Below are 19,287 nucleotides of genomic sequence, written 5' to 3' on the forward strand. Positions count from 1 at the left end.
GCGCCGCTACCCCAGTACCGGCCGTGCCCTTTGCACAGCGCCTCATCGGGGACTTCGCGCGGATCGTGGCGTTCCTGCGAGATCGAGACCGACCGGGCAGCGGCGTGCCGAAGATCTCGCCATTCCCGCCGCTTCCACCAACACAAGGACCAAGACCATGACCAGCATCACCCGAGAGTGGGCCGCGAACGCGGACGAACAAGCAATGTCCGACCGGCTGCTTAACGACCGACAAGCTGGATCCGACGAGCTCGGCGAGATCGATGAGGTCGATGAGGTCGATGAGGCCCTGAGCGCCGGAATGCCAGCCCACCGCCGTGCCGGCGAATTGAGCGAGCTCGACCTCGCGCGGCTTACCGAACGCTCCAGCCCCGAGATCAAGACCTACGGGCCGGGCGAAGTGACACCGCTCGATGAACTCCTGAGCGCCCAGCCCGAAGCGCCGGCTGCCGAAGACGCCGCCGCGCTCGAAGCCGAGGTGGCCAGGCTGCAGAGTGTCGTAGACCGCCTTGAAACCGACATCGCGCGATATCTGGCCCGGTATGCCGAGCTCGATGAAAGCCGCGCCGACGTCGTGTTGAACGGCGGCAACATCGAAAAGCTGCACAACGATCTCCGCGACGCCGAGCAGATGGTCAAGTCACTCACGGCCGCCGTCGAGCCGACGAAGGCCATGCTAGCTAAAGCCAAGACAGCCTCGCGCAACGCCACGGTCGGAAGGCAGGCCGTCGCTGCCAAGACCGAGCACTATGCACCGCTCGCCGACGCCTACGAGACCATGTTCGAGCTTCTGGCCGGCGTCTGTCACACCGCTAAGGTGATCGACGAGCACATGCTAGCCATTGAAGGCACCAACATCGCGGCGCTGGCGGCCGGCCGAGCGGACCTTGTCGCTGACGTGAAGGCGATCCGACGGGGGGTCGTGGACACAATCGGAACGATGCGCGCCGATGTTGTGCTCCCTGTCCGCATCGGTGAAACCGACGAAGCGTTCGAAGCCCGGCTTTGGTCCATAGTCGCAGCGAACGCACAGAAGGACCCTGGCAGCAAAAGCAACAAGACCGTTAGCCCGGCGATCCTGGTAGATTGCCGGGCGATGCACATCCAACGGCTCGCGAACGAGGATGACAAGGCCTACAGGGCTCGCCAATGGGCCGCGGCCGCTGTCACCCTACATTCGCGGCGCGCCGACGGCGAAAGCGCCGCCGATCACCGCCTGCGGCTGCGCGACGCTCTGGCAAAACGTCTGCAGGTCGACCGCAAGGGCGAGACCGACGATGCCTATCTGCTCAGGGTCGCGAATGAGCACGCCCTTTCGTTCTCTGCGTACGAACAATCCGACCCTCTGAAAGACGTCGCAGAGAAGGCCCTGACAGCGATCCAGACCCATGCACTCGGGCTGGAAAAGACGGCATTGCACCGCCAGCATATGAACGTGCGCGAACTCAAGCCAATTGCGGGCGATACCGATTTCATGCGGCGGATCGGCCGCCGGGCCTGAGCTCTTTGGGACAGCGTGACGCGTGTTGCGGTAAGAGCAGGCCGCCTACTCGGTGCATGCGTTCAGCGCAGGAACAGCGTCCGCTCGATTTCGCTGTCTTTCGCTTTGTTGATGCTGTTGACGAAGTCTCGATAGCTGCGTTCCGCATCGCGGTCCAAACGATCAACTGCGACCTTATCAAGAATGCGCTTGGTGGCCTCTGTGTTGGTGGTTGTCATTCGCTTTTCATTCTTCTGCTGATTATCCATTGTGGGATTCCGTCCTCCAAGGGCTATCAGGTGGCGTTCATTCGCGCCATGTAGCGCGAGTTGATGGCAGAATCAAAATAGTGCTTTCGCTTGATCCAGACCAGCCCCTCTGATCGTGTTATCGCTGCAACGTCTACCGGGCCTCCAACCGAAGCGGATGGCTTGGTAACTTTCTCCTTAAGAGATTGAAGATTTATGAGCGTTTCGGCTAACTCGGCGAGTTCGTCAACTGGCAGGGCGCCCAAAATACGGCGCATAGGTATTGCATGTTCCTTTTTCGCCTTTTCCAAAATAGCGTCTCCGATCTCCGCGCGAGCTTGGGCAATCAGATCGCCGAGATTTACGATAGCTGCCGGATCGAATTGGGCGGCTTCTCCTAATCGTTGGACAAAAGGGGCCAAGCCCTCAGTCACCGACTCCAGAGTCGACGAATAAATGTCGAAACTCACTCCGGCTGAAAAAGTGTCTGCCATGTTGCGTTGTGCAAAAGGCGCCATCCATGCCGGAGTCTCGTGGTCAATCTTCATCGCCTCGCCTGGCAAGTGGACGTGCTTACCTGCGAGTAGCCCGCACGAGGTGAAGTGGGCCATCGACGGAAAGATATCGTGCTCTCCAAAACCCGCGAAGACCAAGCCCCCTGTACTCATATGCTGGTCCGGCTGTTTGAAAATTCTCGCAATGGCGAGTTCCACGGCACCATCAATATCGTCAATCTGAGGCAGATCGAATGCTTGCATTAGCCCAGCCGCCCACTGGCCCATGTCTGCGCGGTTGGCCTCGACTGCGCTAGCTAGTGCTTGCGCCGCGACGCAGGCAGGTACGTCGAGTTCGGCTACACGGTGGATCTCTGCAGCAATATGCGCCTCGATCACAGCCTTCTTTTGCGCCTCGCTTCCTTGTAGCTCTCTTGCCGGCGATACTAATAGGGAAAACAGTCCACTGCGAACTGTTTCCAAGAACGCTCCTTGCTGGACCGTATCGGGAAACATCGTTTTGTTGCCATCGATATAGGCAAAGAATTCGGCAGCGTAGCCGGGTATATCGTTGAACGATCGATCCCCAATTGTCCGCCGAAAATCTTTGATGACCACCTCCCAGGGAACCTTCAGAAGGTCTGCTGAGTCAAAGATCATTATTCCAACTGGATGCGAATTTGAAAGCTGGAATATTTTATTAGCGCCCTTGAAGTAGCGCTCCTCTCGGCCATTGTCGCCCCAGTATGTGACGGTTGTGGCGCTGTCTGCAGCAAGCACAACGGCCAGCCTGTTCATAATGCAGATTTCTGCCGTCATTCTTTCCGCCTCCCCGAATCAAATAATGCACGATTCCACGACGGAGACAAACTGCGAAGACTCACCGCCCGCGGGCTTAGACCGTCGGGTGTTTTGTTCTGGTGGGGGCGCCCAAGGTAATAAGCCTCGTTGGATCGATCGCAGTAGCCTGCCCCTCGGATGCGCTCCCTCCAACTAGCGTCGCAACACCGACCCTCCCCACAGCGTCCTTTGCTGCTGTTCGGGGCACAGTCAGTTTGAGGTTTTGGAACCATTTTAGCTTAAGCTTATTGAGTCGCCGGGTGTGAGTGCGATCATGCGTTTGCAGTTTGTCGAGCCTCTGTTGCCGACCCTCGTCGAGAAGCCTCCTGAAGGCGGCGAATGGATTCACGAGGTCAAGTTCGACGGATACCGGTCGCAGATCATCATCGACCACGACGTCCGCATCTTCACCCGCAACGGCCAACTGGACGGCTAAATACCGGGACCTGACCGGCGCGGCTAAAAGGCTTGGCGCCGAGAGCGCCATCATCGACGGTGAGATCGTCGTGTTGAACGATGCCGGCCTGTCAGACTTCGCCGAGCTGCGCAAGGCGATCACACGCCGGCAGCACGACCTCTATTTCGTTGCGTTCGATCTCCTGCACCTCAACGGCCACGACCTGCGCGACATGGTTCTGGAGGAACGGCGTGAAATCCTCGAAAGCATGATCCCCACCAATATTCGCATCCAATTCAGCCAAGCGCTGCCCGGCACCGACGCAAAGGCGATCTATCATCTGATCGATCAGGCAGGACTTGAGGGCATGGTATCGAAGCGCCGTGACAGCAAATACCGCAGCGGCCGGTCGAACGCATGGCTGAAGATCAAAAGCTACATGGTGGAGGAATACGACTTGCTCGGCGTGGAGCGAGAGCCGGGCAAGCCGGCCTTTGCGCTGATGGCCGATCGGAAGACCGGGGAATATGTCGGCTCGGCGTTCATCAACTCCAGCCGAGCAATTCGCGAACGGCTATGGAAGCGCGTCCAGGAACACGCTGGGCCGGCGCCGAAGGGAATGAAGCGGCCGGCCACGCAATGGGTCAAGCCGGGCCTTATCGGCCGTGTGAAGCACTTGCGCGGCGAGGAGGACCTGCGCCATGCCTCTTTCCAGGATTTCCACGAGGAAGATTGAACGCTATATCGGAGCCATGCCAGCAGATCGCCTCACCGTCCGCTTCGCCTATCAACGCGGCTTTCAGGTCCTCGACGGAAGCGCAATTCTTCAGACGTTCGAAAAGCAGGATGAGGCGTTCAAGTTCGTGCTCGGCCGAGGTGCTCGCGTTTGGCTGGCATGGTCGCGGACCGTCATAGGAGGGCAGACGTCGCCCTTCGATTTCGCCGCAGCGTTCCAGCAGGAAAAGGTCGGCCGCATCATGAAGACGATGCACGGTCCAGCCGCAGGCACTTGGTTCTGGACCTGCCATGACGGCGGCGCGCGCGGAACAGTCCAAACGAAGGATGAGGCTGTTGCTGGAGTCGAGCGGGCATTCACGCGGCGCATCGCCGGGGCAGATCTACGCTAACCAGCCAGCGCCATTCCGAAGCCAACACCTAAGCCAATAACGAGGAACAGCTTGCCGGCCATGTCGAGGGCAAAGGCGCGGACAGGGCGCCACACGTCCTGGCGGGGCTCCCTGAGGGCGCTGGCGATATCATCGAAGATCGCTTCCATCCCGAGATTCTAGATCCAAATCGCGAATATGTGAATCCCCGGTGGTTTCTTGCCCCGATTTTGGAACCGTCGTTTCCCTGAGATGTTTCGTCACTGAAGGGACGTTTGCGGAAAACGGAGCTCACTATGAAACGGCTTCTCTGCGCTGCAGCCATTGCGGCATTATCAACTGGGTTCGCCTTTGCCCAATCGACCAGCACCACCACAGGCGGGTCCTCGACAACTACAGGCGGATCCTCAACAACTACGACGATGCCGAGCACTGACCAGGGAGCGACGACCGGAACGGATTCGACAACTACGAGTGGAACGAATTCGAACTCGGCCAAGGACTGCGCGCCAGGACAACAGACAGGTAGCGCCAAGCAGGCCGCGCCTGGCCAGCAGGACACAAGCGCCAGTTCCGCAGCCCCTGGGCAGGTAAAAAAGACTACGGAAGGTTGCTGAACGGCCGGCGGAACAATTTCTGGTGTCCTAAGTTGAGACACTGCGGTCGATGCCGAAAGGATGTAGCCGCAAATCGAGCCCGTCGTGCCAGGCCAGCGCGGCGGGTTTCTCGCAACAAAAACGGGCACTACTTCTTCGTGATCCAATCCAGCAAGCCGGCTTCGATCTGCTCACACCCGACATATTCGCGTACCAAGCATTCAGCGACAACGCGCCACTGACACTCGGGCACGTCTGCATCCCTGACTAGGTTTTGAAATGCGGAGCGGAGAACGTCGGCATCGAACCCCGATACGCGCATCGGCGCGAGATCGTCCTCGGCTTCGAGCACCTGGGCCATATCTTCGCGGTAGCGTTGGCGAAGGCGCTTGAGCAGTTCGCGCGAGTCTTGGATGGCTTGCCGGGTGTGGTCCATTTGGCTGCGGAACGCAGCTGTTCCGGTCATCGACCGGCTCTGCAACTGAAAGCTGGTTTCCATCACCGCACGTGCGATTTCTAAATTCTTTGTATCCATCGCGGCCTCCCTTCCGGCGAAGGGATTTGTTTACTCTCTTTTTAGCAAAGGAGGTTCAAAGGTACGGTTTCGTACACGGGGGGCCCCGGCCTAATCGGCCGACATTGAGCGTGGTCGGCGCTGTCGGGGGCAACGTTACAGTTGGGTGACGTGACGGTGCCGACCACACTGGAGAGTGGCATTAACCACACCCCGATCCTACCCGCAGAATGACAGCGCAGCAATTAAGCCTGATGGTCTAATCCGCGCTGCAACCATAACCCGATTTAAACTCGGTCCCTTCCCGAGTGCCCGTATGAGCTTGAGCTGTGAAGCACCTGCGCGGCTAGGAGGACCTCCGCCACGCCTCACTGCAGGACTTCCGCGAGGAGAACTAGCCTGGAGGCTTCTCCCGCGGCTGTGCCGGTCCTGTCCCGTCCCATTTGATGAACTGCGCCTTCTGGCCGGCGATGGTCAAAGACCCCGACGACCTTTCGGCTGGTGAAAAACCAATCAGCCTGGAGATCGTCGACGTCGATGGTGGGTTTGCCAACAACAGCCTTGTCGACAAAGCATTCCGCAACGAGGCACAGCTCTACCGCTATGTGTTAGGTCCAGAGCCCGGGCAGCGCGGCAATCGGGAACCGGAGGCACATGACGCGCGAGGCTCCCTTGAAGCCTTGCGAAATCTTGGGCAGATACCCTCTCTAGTCTCTACTCAGGAGCCGAATGGTGGTATCGCGACGCAGTTCGGAATCGGCGCGATCGACGCCTTCAACCGTGATCGCGATTGTCCCGTTCTCAATTCTTGCAATCCATCCCTTTGCCTTCATGTACCAGAGATGAAACTCCAGATGCTCTGGTGGACAGCCTAACAACCGTTCGATTTCGACGTCGCCAATGCCCGGATTGCCGACATCCTGGCGGCGCTTCACATAGAGCAGCGAAAGCAGTTTGGCCTGGACCAAAGCATCCTTCTCGACCCCTTTGGGGTCGCTTGCCTCCTCGACCAATTTAAGCCGCTCACCGGCATGCTCTCGATAGGAGATATCGTACTGGGCGCGCTTAACGGGATCCCTCAAGACGTTGTGTGCTTCTACTATTTCGCTGAAGCGGGCTTCGTTACCAGTTTGCTGATTGTCGGGATGATAGCGCATCGCAAAGTAGCGGAATATTCGCTCAAGTGTCTCCGAGTTGGCGTTTGGGCTGATCTCCAAGAGTTCGTAGTAATCGACGAACAATGCGCTGCTCCCTCAAACATCGCTCGACGGCCGCGGGGGCCGACCGCCTACATGGCGATGCAGTGCCCTCACTCGTCGAGTTCATACGGACAATACATTGCGCCCGGGGTCAAGATGAGCGGGAGCTAATGGACGTCAGCCAAGGCGGCTCCCGCGCGGGGTGCAACGAAAATGGCCGGCGCCGCAGTGGGAGATTGCCTGATCAGCGCCGGCCGGACGGTAATCAGGTCCGCCGCAACACAAGCGATATCTGATTCTTGACGCTACGTCATGCGTCTGGCGGGGCTCTGTGTGGACGTTGGAGATACAGTCGAAGGTCGCTTCCATGACCAGATTCTAGATCGAACCGGGTTCGATGTGAATCCCCTCGGAACATTGTAGCCTCGAAACACTTCGGGCGTTGCACTGCCCCATCAGTGCAACGTTCCCTTCTGTTGGAACTGGCCGGCTGCCGAAAGGTGGCCGGCTTTTTTGCGCTTTTGGAAACACAGCGGGCCTTTTGCCGTTTGGTGCAATGGAACAGCTTCGCAGCCAGATGCAGGTATTCGCCGATCCGGGCATGTGGGTCGCCTTGGCGGCAGTGCTGATCCCCTATGCGATCGGTGTCGCACTGCTTCTGAGGGTAGCCGGTTGACCCCTTGGTCTCGGAGCGCCTGAACAGACCCGCGCGTCTGGCGCCAGTCGATCGAGAAGCGGCTTAACGATCTCCTGGACCGGGCGCTGTCGCTGGTGACGGCATTGGATTTGATGGAAGCCGACTTTTGCGACGACGTGGAAACCGCAGACGACGAGCGATGCCCGGACACCTATGGCGAAACCGTCATGTGGGGCGAGGATCTGAAATCGCAGGAAGTGCTGGCCGGTTCTTAAAATTGTCTGGAACAAGAGCCGCCTCTGCGGGTTTATGTCGTGCAGCGGCTTTCTCAGGAATACGGCCGCTCTATTCAAGGTGCAGAACCCGCCGCCTTGGGCCCCCTCACAGCGGCGGGTTTCTTGTGGCCAGAGAGTGCCTCCCGAAAGCCCGCCGGCTCACGCTGGCGGGCGATCTCTCTACTGCTAGAATTTCATCGCGACGCCGACGCGGAAGTCGTGCGTCTGAACCGTGTGTTCGAGTGTGCACCCGCCACCGCAATATTCTAGCGATTTCTTGCCAAAGAAGGAGAAATCATACTCTCCGCGCAAAAACACGTTGTGGGTGAGTGCGACGTCTAAACCTGCTCCAACGATGCCGCCTACCAAGGTGGCATCGCGCTCCGCGTCGCCACCTGGATAGAACGTCTTCAACTTCGCCGCGGTTACACCCGCAGTGACGAACGGCATGTACGCGCCCATGTCCATGCCGACTCGACCCTTTACAGAGCCGAACAACCCGGTGGATGCGTCGAGGACGCCTGGTCCTGGAATGTCGTTGAAGGTGTTCTTTTTGAAGCGATACCCAAGCTCGCCTTCGAGGCCGTAGACAATCGTGCCGGACTGGAAGTTATAGCCCGCAAAGCCGCCGATTGTTGCCGAGCCTGGGCTGTGGGTAGCACCGGCACCAATGTTCGGCTCATGTATCTTGTAGTGTTCCAGCGTCCCCGCGCCGAAGATACCAGCGTAAGGTCCTTGCCAGGTCCATTCAGGGGTGTCCACAGGAGCAGTAATGGTGTCGGCGGCGATCGCCGGCGCGGTCACCGAAAGCGCGATAAGTGAAGCGAAAAGAAAGGCTTTCATCGGAATCCCCAGCACAATGTCAGGAACTTAGTGCCATAAACCTGCAACCTTGTATGTAGCTAGTAAGCCACACCTGTCGGCTAAGTTGCCGCCGTTGAGTCCGTCGACGTGAATTGAGGGGATCGCCGGCCAGTCGACTATTCGAACGTCCTCAATCACACCCATGATCGCCTCGTGATGTCGCATCAACCAAGGCGAGTGTGGCACTGTCACAGACGAAACAATGGCCAGTTTTCCGGACATAGTGCGGACATGGATTTCAGCGGACACAAAAGGCCGCCCTCACCTCCCGCAAATCCTTGATTTTCTTCAGTTTTTGGTGAGCGCGTCGGGGTTCGAACCCGAGACCTACTGATTAAAAGTCAGTTGCTCTACCGGCTGAGCTACGCGCTCCCGCGGGCTCTAAAGGCCGCCCTCGAAATTGCGCGGAACATAGGGAGAGTGCCGCGACCGGTCAACCGGAAAAAGATGGCCCTTCGACCGGGGTTTCAGCCATCGCCAGACGCGCCGCAAATTGCGTCGTCACCAGCCCGGTGAGCCGCTCCCGCAACGTGGTCGCCGCTTCGATCTGTTGGCGCGCGAGACGCGCCTTTTCTCACGCGCCGAGTTCGAGAAACATTACAAATCAGCAACTTACTGTTTTGGTGGGAACCATCGCACGAGCGGGCCGTTTTCGTCTCACAAGGGACGTCAACCACCCTTCAAGGAGAAGATCATGAACAAGATCGCAACGGGTCTACTGGCGACCACCCTGTCAATTTCGTTTGCCGCGGCCGCCGCTATGCCGGCCAATGCCGCCCAGATGTTCGTGCCCCAGTCATCAGCAACTTCGTCCGACATCGTGAATGTGGGCGATTCTCGTCATGACAACTGGCGGTGGATGCGCCACGGCAACCGCAATTCCGGCAATCGCGATTTCCGCGTAGGCCGCCAGTTCTCGCGCAACAATGATAGCGGCAGCTATTGGAATGGCCATCGCGGCTATCGCGAATATCACCGCGGCTATCGCCGTCACGGCGACTACTGGTTCCCGCTGGCTGCCTTCGCCACCGGCGCCTTGATCACCGGTGCGATCGTCAACAGCGAGAACAACCGCGTCTACGGCGGCGATGCGCATGTGCAGTGGTGCTACGACCGCTATCGCTCCTACCGCGCCTCGGACAACACATTCCAGCCCAACTACGGCCCTCGGCGGCAGTGTAATTCGCCCTATTGATGTGTTTAGGGCGAAGTTAGGGTAGGACGGAGCCTGCGCCGGCAATGGGCGCGGGCTTCGTCTTTTCGCGGACTTGGTCTTAAGTGCGAAATCAGGACGCGCTCAATGTCCGGCGCACCGCGTCGCGCCAACCCGCCAGTTTTGCCGAGCGGGTGTCGGCATCCATGTCCGGCTTGAAGCGGCGCTCGAGCGCCCAGCTCTTGGCAAAATCCTTCGCCTTCGGCCACACGCCTGCTTTCGAGCCGGCAAGCCACGCCGCACCCAGCGCCGTCGTCTCCAGAATGGTCGGGCGATCGACCGGCGCATCGAGGATATCGGCCAGCCGCTGCATGGTCCAGTCGGAGGCCACCATGCCGCCGTCGACGCGAAGCACGGTTTTGGCCGACGCCCCCTTCCAGTCCTTGCGCATTGCGTCGAGGAGATCGCGCGTCTGGTAGGCGACGGATTCCAGCGCCGCGCGGGCGAACTCCGCCGGGCCAGAGTTGCGGGTCAGCCCGAAGATCGCGCCACGCGCCTCGGCGTCCCAATGCGGCGCGCCGAGACCGACGAAAGCCGGCACCAGATAGACGTTCTGCGTTGGGTCGGCGGTTGCAGCCAAAACGCCGCTATGCTCGGCCTTGCCGATCACCTTGATGCCGTCGCGCAGCCATTGCACGGCGGCACCGGCGATGAAGATCGAGCCTTCCAAGGCATAGGTGGTCTTGCCGTTCAGCCGATAGGCGATGGTGGTCAACAGCCGGTTCTTCGAGCGCACCAGATCGGCGCCGGTGTTGAGCAGCGCAAAGCAGCCGGTGCCATAGGTCGATTTCATCATGCCTGGCTCGAAACAGGCCTGGCCGATGGTCGCTGCGTGCTGATCGCCGGCCACGCCAAGGATTTTGATTTCGGCGCTAAACAGGCTTTTTTCCGTCACGCCGTAGTCGTCGGCGCAATCCTTGACCTCAGGCAGCATCGCCACCGGGACGCGCAGGATGGAGAGCAGCTCGTCGTCCCAGACATTTTTCTCGATGTTGTAGACCAGCGTGCGCGAGGCGTTGGTGGCATCCGTCGCATGCACCTTGCCGCCGGTCAGCCGCCAGATCAAAAAACTGTCGATGGTGCCGGCGAGCAGTTCGCCCTTTTCGGCGCGCTTTCTCGCACCGTTCACCTTGTCCAGCATCCAGGCGATCTTGGTGCCGGAGAAATAGGGATCGAGCAGCAGGCCGGTCTTTTTGGTGAACTTTTTCTCCAGGCCGTGTTTCTTCAGCTTCTGGCACAGCGGCGCGGTGCGGCGGTCCTGCCAGACGATGGCATTGTGGATCGGCTTGCCGGTCGCCTTGTCCCAGATGACGACGGTTTCGCGCTGGTTGGTGATGCCGATCGCCGCCACGTCGGAGGCGTCGCAGCCGGCGGCCTTCAGCGCGCCTTTGACGGTGGCGACGACGCTTGCCCAGATCTCTTCCGGATCATGCTCGACCCAGCCGGAGGCAGGATAATGCTGCGTGAATTCCTGCTGCTTGCTGCCGGCGACCTTCATCGCGCTGTCGAACAGGATCGCCCTGGTCGATGTCGTACCCTGGTCGATTGCAAGGATGTATCCGGTCATTAGTCCTCCCGGTAGCTGCCTATACAAACAGGGGAGACGGCAAGATGCCGCCTCCCCGTTCACTATGATCCTGGCGGGTACGCCAAGATTACTTCTGCCAGCTCTTCACCAGTTCGTCGTAGTTGATGGTGATCGGCTTTTCCTTCTCGTTCTCGATCTTCAGCTGAGGAGCGAGATTGCCATTCTTGACCGCGTCGGCGTTCCAGTAGGCGAGGTCATGCTCTTCGGCCATCTTCGGGCCGATATCGCCCTGGACGCCCGACTTCTCGATGCGGGTCATGACTTTTTCCTGCTCGGCGCAGAGCGAGTCCATGGCTTCCTGCGCCGTCTTGGCGCCGGACGAGGCGTCGCCGATCGCCTGCCACCAGAGCTGTGCCAGCTTCGGATAATCGGGCACGTTGGTGCCGGTCGGCGACCACTGAACGCGGGCCGGCGAGCGGTAGAACTCGATCAGACCACCGAGCTTCGGCGCACGTTCGGTGAAGCTCTTGTCGTGGATCGTGCTTTCGCGGATGAAGGTCAAGCCGACATGGCTCTTCTTCACGTCGACCGTCTTCGAGGTCACGAACTGCGCGTAGAGCCAGGCGGCCTTGGCGCGGTCGGTCGGCGTCGACTTCATCAGCGTCCAGGAACCCACGTCCTGATAGCCGAGCTTCATGCCGTCCTTCCAGTAGACGCCATGCGGCGACGGGGCCATGCGCCACTTCGGCGTACCGTCGTCGTTCAGCACCGCCTTGGCGCCGGCGTCGACCATCGAAGCGGTGAAGGCGGTGTACCAGAATATCTGCTGCGCGACCGCACCCTGTGCCGGCACCGGGCCGGATTCGGAGAAGGTCATGCCCTGGGCTTCGGCCGGAGCGTAGGCCTTCAGCCAGTCGAGGTATTTCTGGATCGAGTAGACGGCAGCCGGGCCGTTGGTGTCGCCGCCGCGCGCCGTGCAGGAGCCGACCGGCTGTGATTTCTCGTTGACCTTGATGCCCCATTCGTCGACCGGCAGGCCGTTCGGCAGGCCCTTGTCGCCGTTGCCGGCCATCGACAGCCAGGCATCAGTGAACCGCCAGCCGAGCGACGGGTCCTTCTTGCCGTAGTCCATGTGGCCATAGACCTTCTTGCCGTCGATCTCGCGGCCGGTGAAGAACTCGGCGATGTCCTCATAGGCCGACCAGTTGACGGGAACGCCGAGGTCGTAGCCGTATTTCGCCTTGAAGTCGGCCTTGTTCTTCTCGTCGTTGAACCAGTCGTAACGGAACCAGTAGAGGTTGGCGAACTGCTGGTCGGGCAGCTGATAGAGCTTCTTGTCCGGCGCGGTGGTGAAGGAGGTGCCGATAAAATCCTTCAGGTCGAGGTTCGGATTGGTAACGTCCTTGCCCTCGCCCGCCATCCAGTCGGTCAGGTTGCGGACCTGCTGGTAGCGCCAGTGGGTGCCGATCAGGTCGGAATCGTTGACCCAGCCGTCATAGAGGTTCTGGCCGGTCTGCATCTGGGTCTGGATCTTCTCGACGACGTCGCCTTCCTGGATGACGTCATGCGTGATCTTGATGCCGGTGATGGCGGTAAAGGCGGGCGCCAGCACCTGCGATTCATACTGGTGGGTGGCGATGGTTTCGGACACGACCTTGATGTCCATGCCGGCGAAAGGCTTCGCGGCATCGATGAACCACTGCATTTCTGCTTCCTGGCCGGCGCGGTCGAGCGTCGACAGCGGGCCGATTTCCTTGTCCAGAAACGCCTTGGCCTCATCCATTCCGGCGTAGGCGTTGCCTACCCCGAGCAACAGGACAAGGGCAGTTGTTGATGTTAAAAATTGCCGTCGCATAGGTTTCCTCCACATTTAGGTTTCAAGTGCGATCTGGAACGGCCGCCGGCACGCGGTCGATCCAACAGTTTCCCCCTCTATACGTAGCGGAACACGCCGACGGCGTAGACCACGGAGAGAGCGAGAGCCCACCACAGGTTGGATCCGACAAGACCCAGCCAAGCGAGATGGATAAAGGCGCTGCCAAGCAGCGACAGAAAAAGACGGTCGCCGCGCGTCGTCTCGAAGCGCAGGATGCCGACGCGCGGATTGCCGCCCGGCGAGGCAAATTCCCAAAACGCCATGCCGCACAGCAGCAGAAGAATGGTGCCGAAGAACGCCGCCGTCGGCCACGTCCACGCCATCCAGGTGAGGTCGAGATTCATGGTGACACCCTCCCCAGGGCAAAGCCCTTGGCGGTGGTGGTGAGGATGAACCCGTGCTTTTGTTTCATCACACCCTCCCCAGGGCGAAGCCCTTGGCGATGTAGTTGCGGACAAACCAGATGACGAGCGCGCCGGGGATCAGCGTCAGCACGCCGGCGGCGGCGAGCAGGCCCCAATCCATGCCGGCGGCCGAAACGGTGCGGGTCATGGTGGCGGCGATGGGCTTGGCGTCAGTGGTGGTCAGCGTGCGGGCGATCAAAAGTTCGACCCATGAGAACATGAAGCAGAAGAAGCAGGCGACACCGATGCCACTGGCGATCAGCGGCATGAATATCCTGACGAAGAAGCGCGGGAAGGAGTAGCCGTCGATATAGGCTGTTTCGTCGATCTCTTTGGGCACGCCCGACATGAAGCCTTCGAGGATCCACACCGCCAGCGGCACGTTGAACAGGCAGTGCGCCAGAGCCACCGCGATGTGGGTGTCGATCAGGCCGAAGGCCGAATAGAGCTGGAAGAACGGCAGCGCGAACACCGCCGGCGGCGCCATGCGGTTGGTCAGCAGCCAGAAGAACAGATGCTTGTCGCCGAGGAAGCGGTAGCGCGAAAAGGCGTAGGCCGCCGGCAGCGCTGCGGCCACCGAGATCACCATGTTCATCACCACATAGGTGATCGAATTGATGTAGCCCGAATACCAGGAGGCGTCGGTAAAGATGGTGACGTAGTTGGCGATCGTAGGCTGATGCGGATAGAGCGTCAGCGAGGAGACGATCTCGGCATTGGTCTTGAAGCTCATGTTGATGAGCCAGTAGATCGGCAGCAGAAGCACGATGATGTAGATCGTCGGCACGATCCACCACCAGCGCGATTCCTCGCCGCGCTTGCGCATCAGCCGGGCGACCTGATCCTGCGAAGGCGTGCTCGCCAATTTTCCCGAAGCGGTGGTTTCGCTCACTCTGTCGGCTCTTTCGTTGGCGCCGCTCATCTCAGCGCTCCGCGTCGTAGTTGGTCATCACGGTGTAGAACACCCACGACAACAACAGGATGATCAGGAAGTAGACCAGCGACATGGCGGCCGCCGGACCGAGGTCGAACTGGCCGAGCGCGGTCTTGACGAGGTCGATCGACAGGAAGGTGGTCGAGTTGCCGGGGCCGCCGCCGGTGACGACGAAGGGCTCGGTGTAGATCATGAAGCTATCCATGAAGCGCAACAGCACGGCGATCAAAAGCACACGCTGCATCTTCGGCAGCTGGATATAACGGAACACCGCCCAGCGCGAGGCGCCGTCGATCTTGGCCGCCTGGTAGAAGGCATCCGGGATCGAAACCAGGCCGGCATAGCAGAGCAGCACGACAAGGCTGGTCCAGTGCCAGACGTCCATGATGATGATGGTGACCCAGGCGTCGAACGGATCCTGCACGTAATTGTAGTCGATGCCGAGCGCGTTGACGTAGTAGCCGAGCAGGCCGATGTCGTTGCGGCCGAAGACCTGCCAGATGGTGCCGACGACGTTCCACGGAATGAGCAGCGGCAACGACATAAGCACCAGGCAGACCGGCACGCCCCAACCCTTCTTCGGCATGTTGAGCGCGATGAAGATGCCGAGCGGCACTTCGATGGCCAGGATGATGAAGGAGAAGATCAGGTTGCGCACCATGGCTTCCCAGAAGCGGCTGGACGACAGCAGTTCCTCGAACCACTGGGTGCCTGCCCAGAAGAAGACGTTGTTGCCGAAGGTGTCCTGCACCGAATAGTTGACGACCGTCATCAGCGGAATGACGGCCGAGAACGCCACCAGCACCAGCACCGGCAGCACCAGGAACCAGGCCTTGTTGTTCCAGGTCTTTTCCATCTATGCCCCCATCTCGACACGCCCCATCTCAACCAGCCAGGAATCGGCATAGATGTTGATGCCGGCCGGATCGAAGCGAACCTTTGGGTCGGCCGGCACGCTCTCGTCCTCGCCGATGACGGCAGCGATCTCGCGGCCTTCGAGGCTGGCGCGCACCACCTTGTGGCGGCCGAGATCCTCGACCTTGCTGATTTTAACCGCCATGCCGTCACGGCCGAGCCTGACATATTCGGGGCGGATGCCGAGTTCGATGGCGCCGGAGCTCCCAGCGGCGGTCTTTGGCGCGCCGGGCAGCTCGATGCGCTGGCTGCCGATCGTCGCGGTCTTGCCGTCGATCGCCACCGGCATGACGTTCATGCCGGGCGAGCCGATGAAGTAACCGACGAATGTGTGGCGCGGGCGCTCGAACAATTCGGCCGGCGTGCCGATCTGGACGATGCCGCCATCATACATGACGACGACCTGGTCGGCGAAGGTCAGCGCCTCGGTCTGGTCATGGGTGACATAGACCATGGTGTAGCCGAAGCGGCGGTGCAGTTGCTTCAACTGCGAGCGCAGCACCCACTTCATGTGCGGATCGATAACCGTCAGCGGTTCGTCGAACAGGATAGCATTGACATCCGAGCGCACCAGGCCGCGGCCGAGCGAGATCTTCTGCTTCTGGTCGGCGGTCAGGCCCCTCGCCTTCTTCTTCGCCCACGACGCCAGGTCGATCATCTCCAGCGTCTCGCGCACCTTGCGGTCGACATCGGCCTCCGGCACGCCGCGGTTGCGCAGCGGGAAGGCAAGATTGTCGTAAACGGTCATGGTGTCGTAGATGACCGGGAACTGGAACACCTGCGCGATGTTGCGCTCCTGCGTCGACAGATTGGTGACGTCCTTGCCGTTGAACAGCAACTCACCGTGCGAGGGGTGCAAAAGTCCCGAAATGATGTTGAGCAGCGTGGTCTTGCCGCAACCCGAAGGCCCAAGCAGCGCGTAGGCGCCGCCATCCTCGAATGTGTGGTGCACTTCCCGCAGCGCAAAATCGGCATCCTTCTGCGGATTGGGCAGGTAGGAGTGCCTGACATGGTTGACGTCGATGCGCGCCATCTCTCCCCCCTCAGGCCGCAAGCTTCGGCGCGGTGACGGCGCTGCCGTTGCTGTCGAAGACCATGATGTGACGCGGATCGATAAACACCTCGATCTCGGCGTCGGGCTCGAAATCGCGGATGCCGTGGGTCAGCATGACCCAGCGCGCATCGGCAAAATCGAGATGGATGAAGCTTTCCGAGCCGGTGATCTCGGTGATCGTCACCTTGGCGCGCACAGGCACCGCGGCAGCGTTGGGCCGCTCGAGCGACAGATGATGCGGCTGGAAGCCGATCGTGTAGTTGGCGTCGGAAATGCCGGCGAGTTCGGCCGGTACCGGCAGCTTGACGCCGCCCTCGAGAAGGAAATCGGGACCTTTCTTGGCCAGCACGATGGTGTTGAGCGGCGGATCGGCAAAGGTTTTCGCCGTCACCAGGTCGATCGGCTTGCGGAAGACGTCGATGGTCGGCCCGAATTGGGTGATCCGCCCCTCGGACAGCGTCGCCGTATTGCCGCCGAGCAGCAAGGCTTCATGCGGCTCGGTCGTGGCGTAGACGAAAATGGTGCCGGCGGCGGCAAATATCCTGGGCAGCTCGGCGCGCAACTCCTCGCGCAGCTTGTAATCCAGATTGGCGAGCGGCTCGTCGAGCAGCACCAGACTGGCATTCTTGACGATGGCGCGGGCCAGCGCCGTACGCTGCTGCTGGCCGCCGGACAGGCTGAGCGGCGTGCGGTCGAGATAGGGTGTGAGCTTCAAAAGCCCTGCCGCGTTGCGGACTTCCTTGTCGATCTTGGCCTGGTCGGTGCCGGCGACGCGCAACGGCGAGGCGATGTTCTCGTAGACGGTCATCGCGGGGTAGTTGATGAACTGCTGATAGACCATGGCGATCTTGCGCTGCTGCACCGGCATGCCGGTGACATTCTGGCCGTCGAACCAGACTGAACCGGTGGTCGGCACGTCGAGTCCGGCCATCAGCCGCATCAGACTGGTCTTGCCCGACAGTGTCGGCCCGAGCAAAACGTTGAGCGAGCCGTGCTGAAGCGTCAGCGACACGTCGCGGATATGCTCCACCGCGCCGACCATCTTCGTCACGTTTCTCAGTTCCAGCATGATGCCTCCTCCCAGGCTTTGTGCATCAATCGCCTTCCCTATTCCGCTGCCGCGACATGGCGCCGGCTGATGCCGCGCATGAATTCGTCAAGCGCCGAGGCCTGTTCGCGGCTGAGATGCAGACCCCGCTTGGTGCGACGCCACAATACATCTTCGGCGGTCAGCGCCCATTCATTTTCGCTGAGGTAGCGTACCTCGGCCTCATAGAGATCAGCGCCGAAATTGCGGCCGAGATCGGCGTTCGACTTGGCAAGGCCGAGCAGCACTTGCGCGCGCGTGCCGTAAAGCCTGGTCAACCGACGCGCCAGGAGCTGGTCGAGGAAAGGATAGGCGCTCTTCAGCTTCGCCACCTGGACGTCGAAACCGGTGGCCGGGAAATCGCCGCCCGGCAAGGGCGCGTTCGCCGTCCACGGCTTGCCGCGCTTGCCGAGAAAACCTTCGACCTTTTCCAGCATCGATTCCGACAACCGGCGGTAGGTGGTGATCTTGCCGCCGAAAGCGTTGACGATCGGCGCCTTGCCCCCGCCGCCATCGGCTTTCAGCACATAGTCGCGGGTCGCTTCCTGCGCCTTCGAAGCGCCGTCGTCATAGAGCGGGCGCACGGCCGAATAGGTCCAGACGATGTCGGGACGCGTCACGGCTTCAGCAAAATATTCGCTCGCCGCCGCGCAGAGATAGTCGATCTCGGTGTCGCTGATCTTCACGTCATGCGGATCGCCGGGATAGTCGCGATCGGTGGTGCCGATCAGCGTAAATTCTTCCTCGTAAGGGATGGCGAAAATGATGCGCCCGTCCTTGTTCTGGAAGAAGTAGGCGCGCGGATCATCGAACTTCTTTTTGATGACGATATGACTGCCCTGCACCAGGCGCACATTGTGCACGTCGTTCTGGCCCACGGTGGTCGACAGGACGTGGTCGACCCATGGACCGGCGGCATTGACCAGCAGCCGGGCCTTGACCTCCTCGGCCTCTCCCGTCTGCACGTCTTCCACGCGGATCGCCCACAGATCGCCTTCGCGCCGCGCCCCGACGACTTTCGTGCGGGTGCGGATGGTGGCGCCGCGGTCGGCGGCGTCACGCGCGTTCAACATCACCAGCCGGGCATCGTTGACCCAGCCGTCCGAGTACTCGAAGGCCTTGTGAAATAGCGGCTTCAGAGGCTTGCCGGCCGGATCCTTGGACATGTCCAGTGTCCGGGTAGCCGGCAGCAATTTGCGGCCACCAATATGATCGTAGAGGAACAGGCCGAGCCGGATCAGCCAGGCCGGGCGCAGGCCCTTGGCATAGGGCAGCACGAAGCGCATCGGCCAGATGATGTGCGGCGCGTTCTTCCACAGAACCTCGCGCTCCATCAGCGCCTCGCGCACAAGCCGGAACTCGTAGAATTCGAGGTAGCGCAGGCCACCATGGATCAGCTTGGTCGAACCGGAGGAGGTTCCGCTGGCGAGGTCGTTCATCTCGGCGAGAAATACCGAAAAGCCCCGCCCAACGGCGTCGCGGGCGATGCCGCAGCCATTGATGCCGCCACCGATGACGAAGATGTCACGGACTGCGTCCACAAATCCCTCCCGCGATTTCGCATTGCAGCATTTTTGAGTTGTTACGAAACCGTATCGGGATTATTTCGAAATAAGAACGAATGTC

General features: G+C 60.5%; 18 protein-coding genes, 1 tRNA gene and 1 pseudogene. 5 read left to right on the plus strand and 15 right to left on the minus strand.

Features of this window, described 5'->3' with window-relative positions; all coding sequences use genetic code 11:
* Positions 1–157 precede the first annotated feature (157 nt).
* A complete protein-coding gene (locus NKH38_RS10705; RefSeq protein WP_352759912.1) occupies positions 158–1,501 on the plus strand; it encodes a hypothetical protein in 1,344 nt (447 codons plus the stop codon).
* Between the two features lie 62 nt (positions 1,502–1,563).
* On the opposite strand, the gene NKH38_RS10710 is transcribed toward NKH38_RS10705, so the two are convergent.
* Complete coding sequence (locus NKH38_RS10710; RefSeq protein WP_352759915.1) at positions 1,564–1,749, minus strand: hypothetical protein; 186 nt, start codon at positions 1,747–1,749, stop codon at positions 1,564–1,566.
* 26 nt (positions 1,750–1,775) lie between these two features.
* Entirely contained in the window at positions 1,776–3,041 is a 1,266-nt protein-coding gene (locus NKH38_RS10715) for a hypothetical protein (RefSeq protein WP_352759918.1), read from the minus strand.
* A gap of 295 nt (positions 3,042–3,336) precedes the next feature.
* On the opposite strand from NKH38_RS10715, the pseudogene NKH38_RS10720 reads away from it, so the two are divergent.
* Both NKH38_RS10720 and NKH38_RS10725 read left to right on the plus strand, forming a co-directional pair.
* Positions 3,337–4,195 (plus strand): annotated as a pseudogene (locus tag NKH38_RS10720) (ATP-dependent DNA ligase).
* Positions 4,161–4,586: a hypothetical protein gene (locus NKH38_RS10725; protein WP_352759921.1), complete on the plus strand. Its 426-nt coding sequence runs from the start codon at positions 4,161–4,163 to the stop codon at positions 4,584–4,586. The pseudogene NKH38_RS10720 and the gene NKH38_RS10725 overlap by 35 nt, the downstream one beginning before the upstream one ends.
* On the opposite strand, the gene NKH38_RS10730 is transcribed toward NKH38_RS10725, so the two are convergent.
* The 3 genes from NKH38_RS10730 to NKH38_RS10740 form a co-directional block, all read right to left on the minus strand.
* The gene (locus NKH38_RS10730) at positions 4,583–4,735 is read right to left on the minus strand and encodes a hypothetical protein (protein WP_352759924.1); all 153 of its coding nucleotides are present in this window, start codon (positions 4,733–4,735) and stop codon (positions 4,583–4,585) included. The two genes, NKH38_RS10725 and NKH38_RS10730, sit on opposite strands and share 4 nt — an antisense overlap.
* Positions 4,736–5,309: 574 nt before the next feature.
* On the minus strand, positions 5,310–5,696 hold the full coding sequence (locus tag NKH38_RS10735) for a hypothetical protein (RefSeq protein WP_352447243.1): 387 nt from the start codon (positions 5,694–5,696) through the stop codon (positions 5,310–5,312).
* A 686-nt stretch (positions 5,697–6,382) separates the two neighbouring features.
* A complete protein-coding gene (locus tag NKH38_RS10740; protein ID WP_352447244.1) occupies positions 6,383–6,916 on the minus strand; it encodes a J domain-containing protein in 534 nt (177 codons plus the stop codon).
* Positions 6,917–7,645: 729 nt separating this feature from the next.
* On the opposite strand from NKH38_RS10740, the gene NKH38_RS10745 reads away from it, so the two are divergent.
* Positions 7,646–7,786 (plus strand): hypothetical protein, encoded by a 141-nt coding sequence (locus tag NKH38_RS10745; RefSeq protein ID WP_352759929.1) that lies wholly within the window; start codon positions 7,646–7,648, stop codon positions 7,784–7,786.
* 186 nt (positions 7,787–7,972) lie between these two features.
* Here NKH38_RS10745 and NKH38_RS10750 read toward each other — a convergent pair whose 3' ends face one another.
* Together NKH38_RS10750 and NKH38_RS10755 are read right to left on the minus strand one after the other, a co-directional pair.
* Positions 7,973–8,629 (minus strand): outer membrane protein, encoded by a 657-nt coding sequence (locus NKH38_RS10750; protein WP_023700773.1) that lies wholly within the window; start codon positions 8,627–8,629, stop codon positions 7,973–7,975.
* 317 nt (positions 8,630–8,946) lie between these two features.
* Positions 8,947–9,022 (minus strand) — tRNA-Lys (locus NKH38_RS10755).
* Between the two features lie 322 nt (positions 9,023–9,344).
* Between NKH38_RS10755 and NKH38_RS10760 the strand changes: the two genes are divergently transcribed.
* The gene (locus NKH38_RS10760) at positions 9,345–9,845 is read left to right on the plus strand and encodes a BA14K family protein (RefSeq protein ID WP_352758293.1); all 501 of its coding nucleotides are present in this window, start codon (positions 9,345–9,347) and stop codon (positions 9,843–9,845) included.
* A 91-nt stretch (positions 9,846–9,936) separates the two neighbouring features.
* Here NKH38_RS10760 and glpK read toward each other — a convergent pair whose 3' ends face one another.
* The 8 genes from glpK to glpD all read right to left on the minus strand — a co-directional run bounded on the left by glpK (position 9,937) and on the right by glpD (position 19,202).
* Positions 9,937–11,430, minus strand: a complete 1,494-nt coding sequence (gene glpK / locus NKH38_RS10765; protein ID WP_023822225.1) for a glycerol kinase GlpK — start codon at positions 11,428–11,430, stop codon at positions 9,937–9,939.
* Positions 11,431–11,518: 88 nt separating this feature from the next.
* A complete protein-coding gene (locus NKH38_RS10770) occupies positions 11,519–13,246 on the minus strand; it encodes an ABC transporter substrate-binding protein (RefSeq protein WP_023670978.1) in 1,728 nt (575 codons plus the stop codon).
* 77 nt (positions 13,247–13,323) lie between these two features.
* Positions 13,324–13,611, minus strand: coding sequence for a DUF2160 domain-containing protein (locus NKH38_RS10775; protein ID WP_023670977.1), 288 nt, complete (start codon positions 13,609–13,611; stop codon positions 13,324–13,326).
* A 67-nt stretch (positions 13,612–13,678) separates the two neighbouring features.
* Positions 13,679–14,593, minus strand: a complete 915-nt coding sequence (locus tag NKH38_RS10780) for a carbohydrate ABC transporter permease (RefSeq protein ID WP_023730146.1) — start codon at positions 14,591–14,593, stop codon at positions 13,679–13,681.
* Position 14,594: 1 nt separating this feature from the next.
* Positions 14,595–15,461 (minus strand): carbohydrate ABC transporter permease, encoded by an 867-nt coding sequence (locus tag NKH38_RS10785; protein WP_023670975.1) that lies wholly within the window; start codon positions 15,459–15,461, stop codon positions 14,595–14,597.
* Positions 15,462–16,553 carry an ABC transporter ATP-binding protein gene (locus tag NKH38_RS10790; RefSeq protein ID WP_023730147.1) on the minus strand — a complete coding sequence of 364 codons (1,092 nt, stop codon included), beginning with the start codon at positions 16,551–16,553 and terminating at the stop codon, positions 15,462–15,464.
* 10 nt (positions 16,554–16,563) lie between these two features.
* Positions 16,564–17,643, minus strand: a complete 1,080-nt coding sequence (locus tag NKH38_RS10795; RefSeq protein ID WP_352759939.1) for an ABC transporter ATP-binding protein — start codon at positions 17,641–17,643, stop codon at positions 16,564–16,566.
* A gap of 38 nt (positions 17,644–17,681) precedes the next feature.
* The gene (glpD, locus tag NKH38_RS10800; RefSeq protein WP_352543561.1) at positions 17,682–19,202 is read right to left on the minus strand and encodes a glycerol-3-phosphate dehydrogenase; all 1,521 of its coding nucleotides are present in this window, start codon (positions 19,200–19,202) and stop codon (positions 17,682–17,684) included.
* Positions 19,203–19,287 lie beyond the last annotated feature (85 nt).

It is taken from the genome of Mesorhizobium sp. M1078 (assembly GCF_040318615.1).
GTDB lineage: Bacteria > Pseudomonadota > Alphaproteobacteria > Rhizobiales > Rhizobiaceae > Mesorhizobium.

Coding starts and splice junctions, on each gene's coding strand:
- NKH38_RS10780 (WP_023730146.1), bottom strand. CDS start 14,593: ATGAGCGGCGCCAACGAAAGAGCCGACAGAGTGAGCGAAACCACCGCT.
- NKH38_RS10790 (WP_023730147.1), bottom strand. CDS start 16,553: ATGGCGCGCATCGACGTCAACCATGTCAGGCACTCCTACCTGCCCAAT.
- NKH38_RS10735 (WP_352447243.1), bottom strand. CDS start 5,696: ATGGATACAAAGAATTTAGAAATCGCACGTGCGGTGATGGAAACCAGC.
- NKH38_RS10730 (WP_352759924.1), bottom strand. CDS start 4,735: ATGGAAGCGATCTTCGATGATATCGCCAGCGCCCTCAGGGAGCCCCGC.
- NKH38_RS10715 (WP_352759918.1), bottom strand. CDS start 3,041: ATGACGGCAGAAATCTGCATTATGAACAGGCTGGCCGTTGTGCTTGCT.
- NKH38_RS10785 (WP_023670975.1), bottom strand. CDS start 15,461: ATGGAAAAGACCTGGAACAACAAGGCCTGGTTCCTGGTGCTGCCGGTG.
- glpK (WP_023822225.1), bottom strand. CDS start 11,430: ATGACCGGATACATCCTTGCAATCGACCAGGGTACGACATCGACCAGG.
- NKH38_RS10775 (WP_023670977.1), bottom strand. CDS start 13,611: ATGAATCTCGACCTCACCTGGATGGCGTGGACGTGGCCGACGGCGGCG.
- NKH38_RS10710 (WP_352759915.1), bottom strand. CDS start 1,749: ATGGATAATCAGCAGAAGAATGAAAAGCGAATGACAACCACCAACACA.
- NKH38_RS10725 (WP_352759921.1), top strand. CDS start 4,161: ATGCCTCTTTCCAGGATTTCCACGAGGAAGATTGAACGCTATATCGGA.
- NKH38_RS10795 (WP_352759939.1), bottom strand. CDS start 17,643: ATGCTGGAACTGAGAAACGTGACGAAGATGGTCGGCGCGGTGGAGCAT.
- NKH38_RS10760 (WP_352758293.1), top strand. CDS start 9,345: ATGAACAAGATCGCAACGGGTCTACTGGCGACCACCCTGTCAATTTCG.
- NKH38_RS10705 (WP_352759912.1), top strand. CDS start 158: ATGACCAGCATCACCCGAGAGTGGGCCGCGAACGCGGACGAACAAGCA.
- NKH38_RS10750 (WP_023700773.1), bottom strand. CDS start 8,629: ATGAAAGCCTTTCTTTTCGCTTCACTTATCGCGCTTTCGGTGACCGCG.
- NKH38_RS10770 (WP_023670978.1), bottom strand. CDS start 13,246: ATGCGACGGCAATTTTTAACATCAACAACTGCCCTTGTCCTGTTGCTC.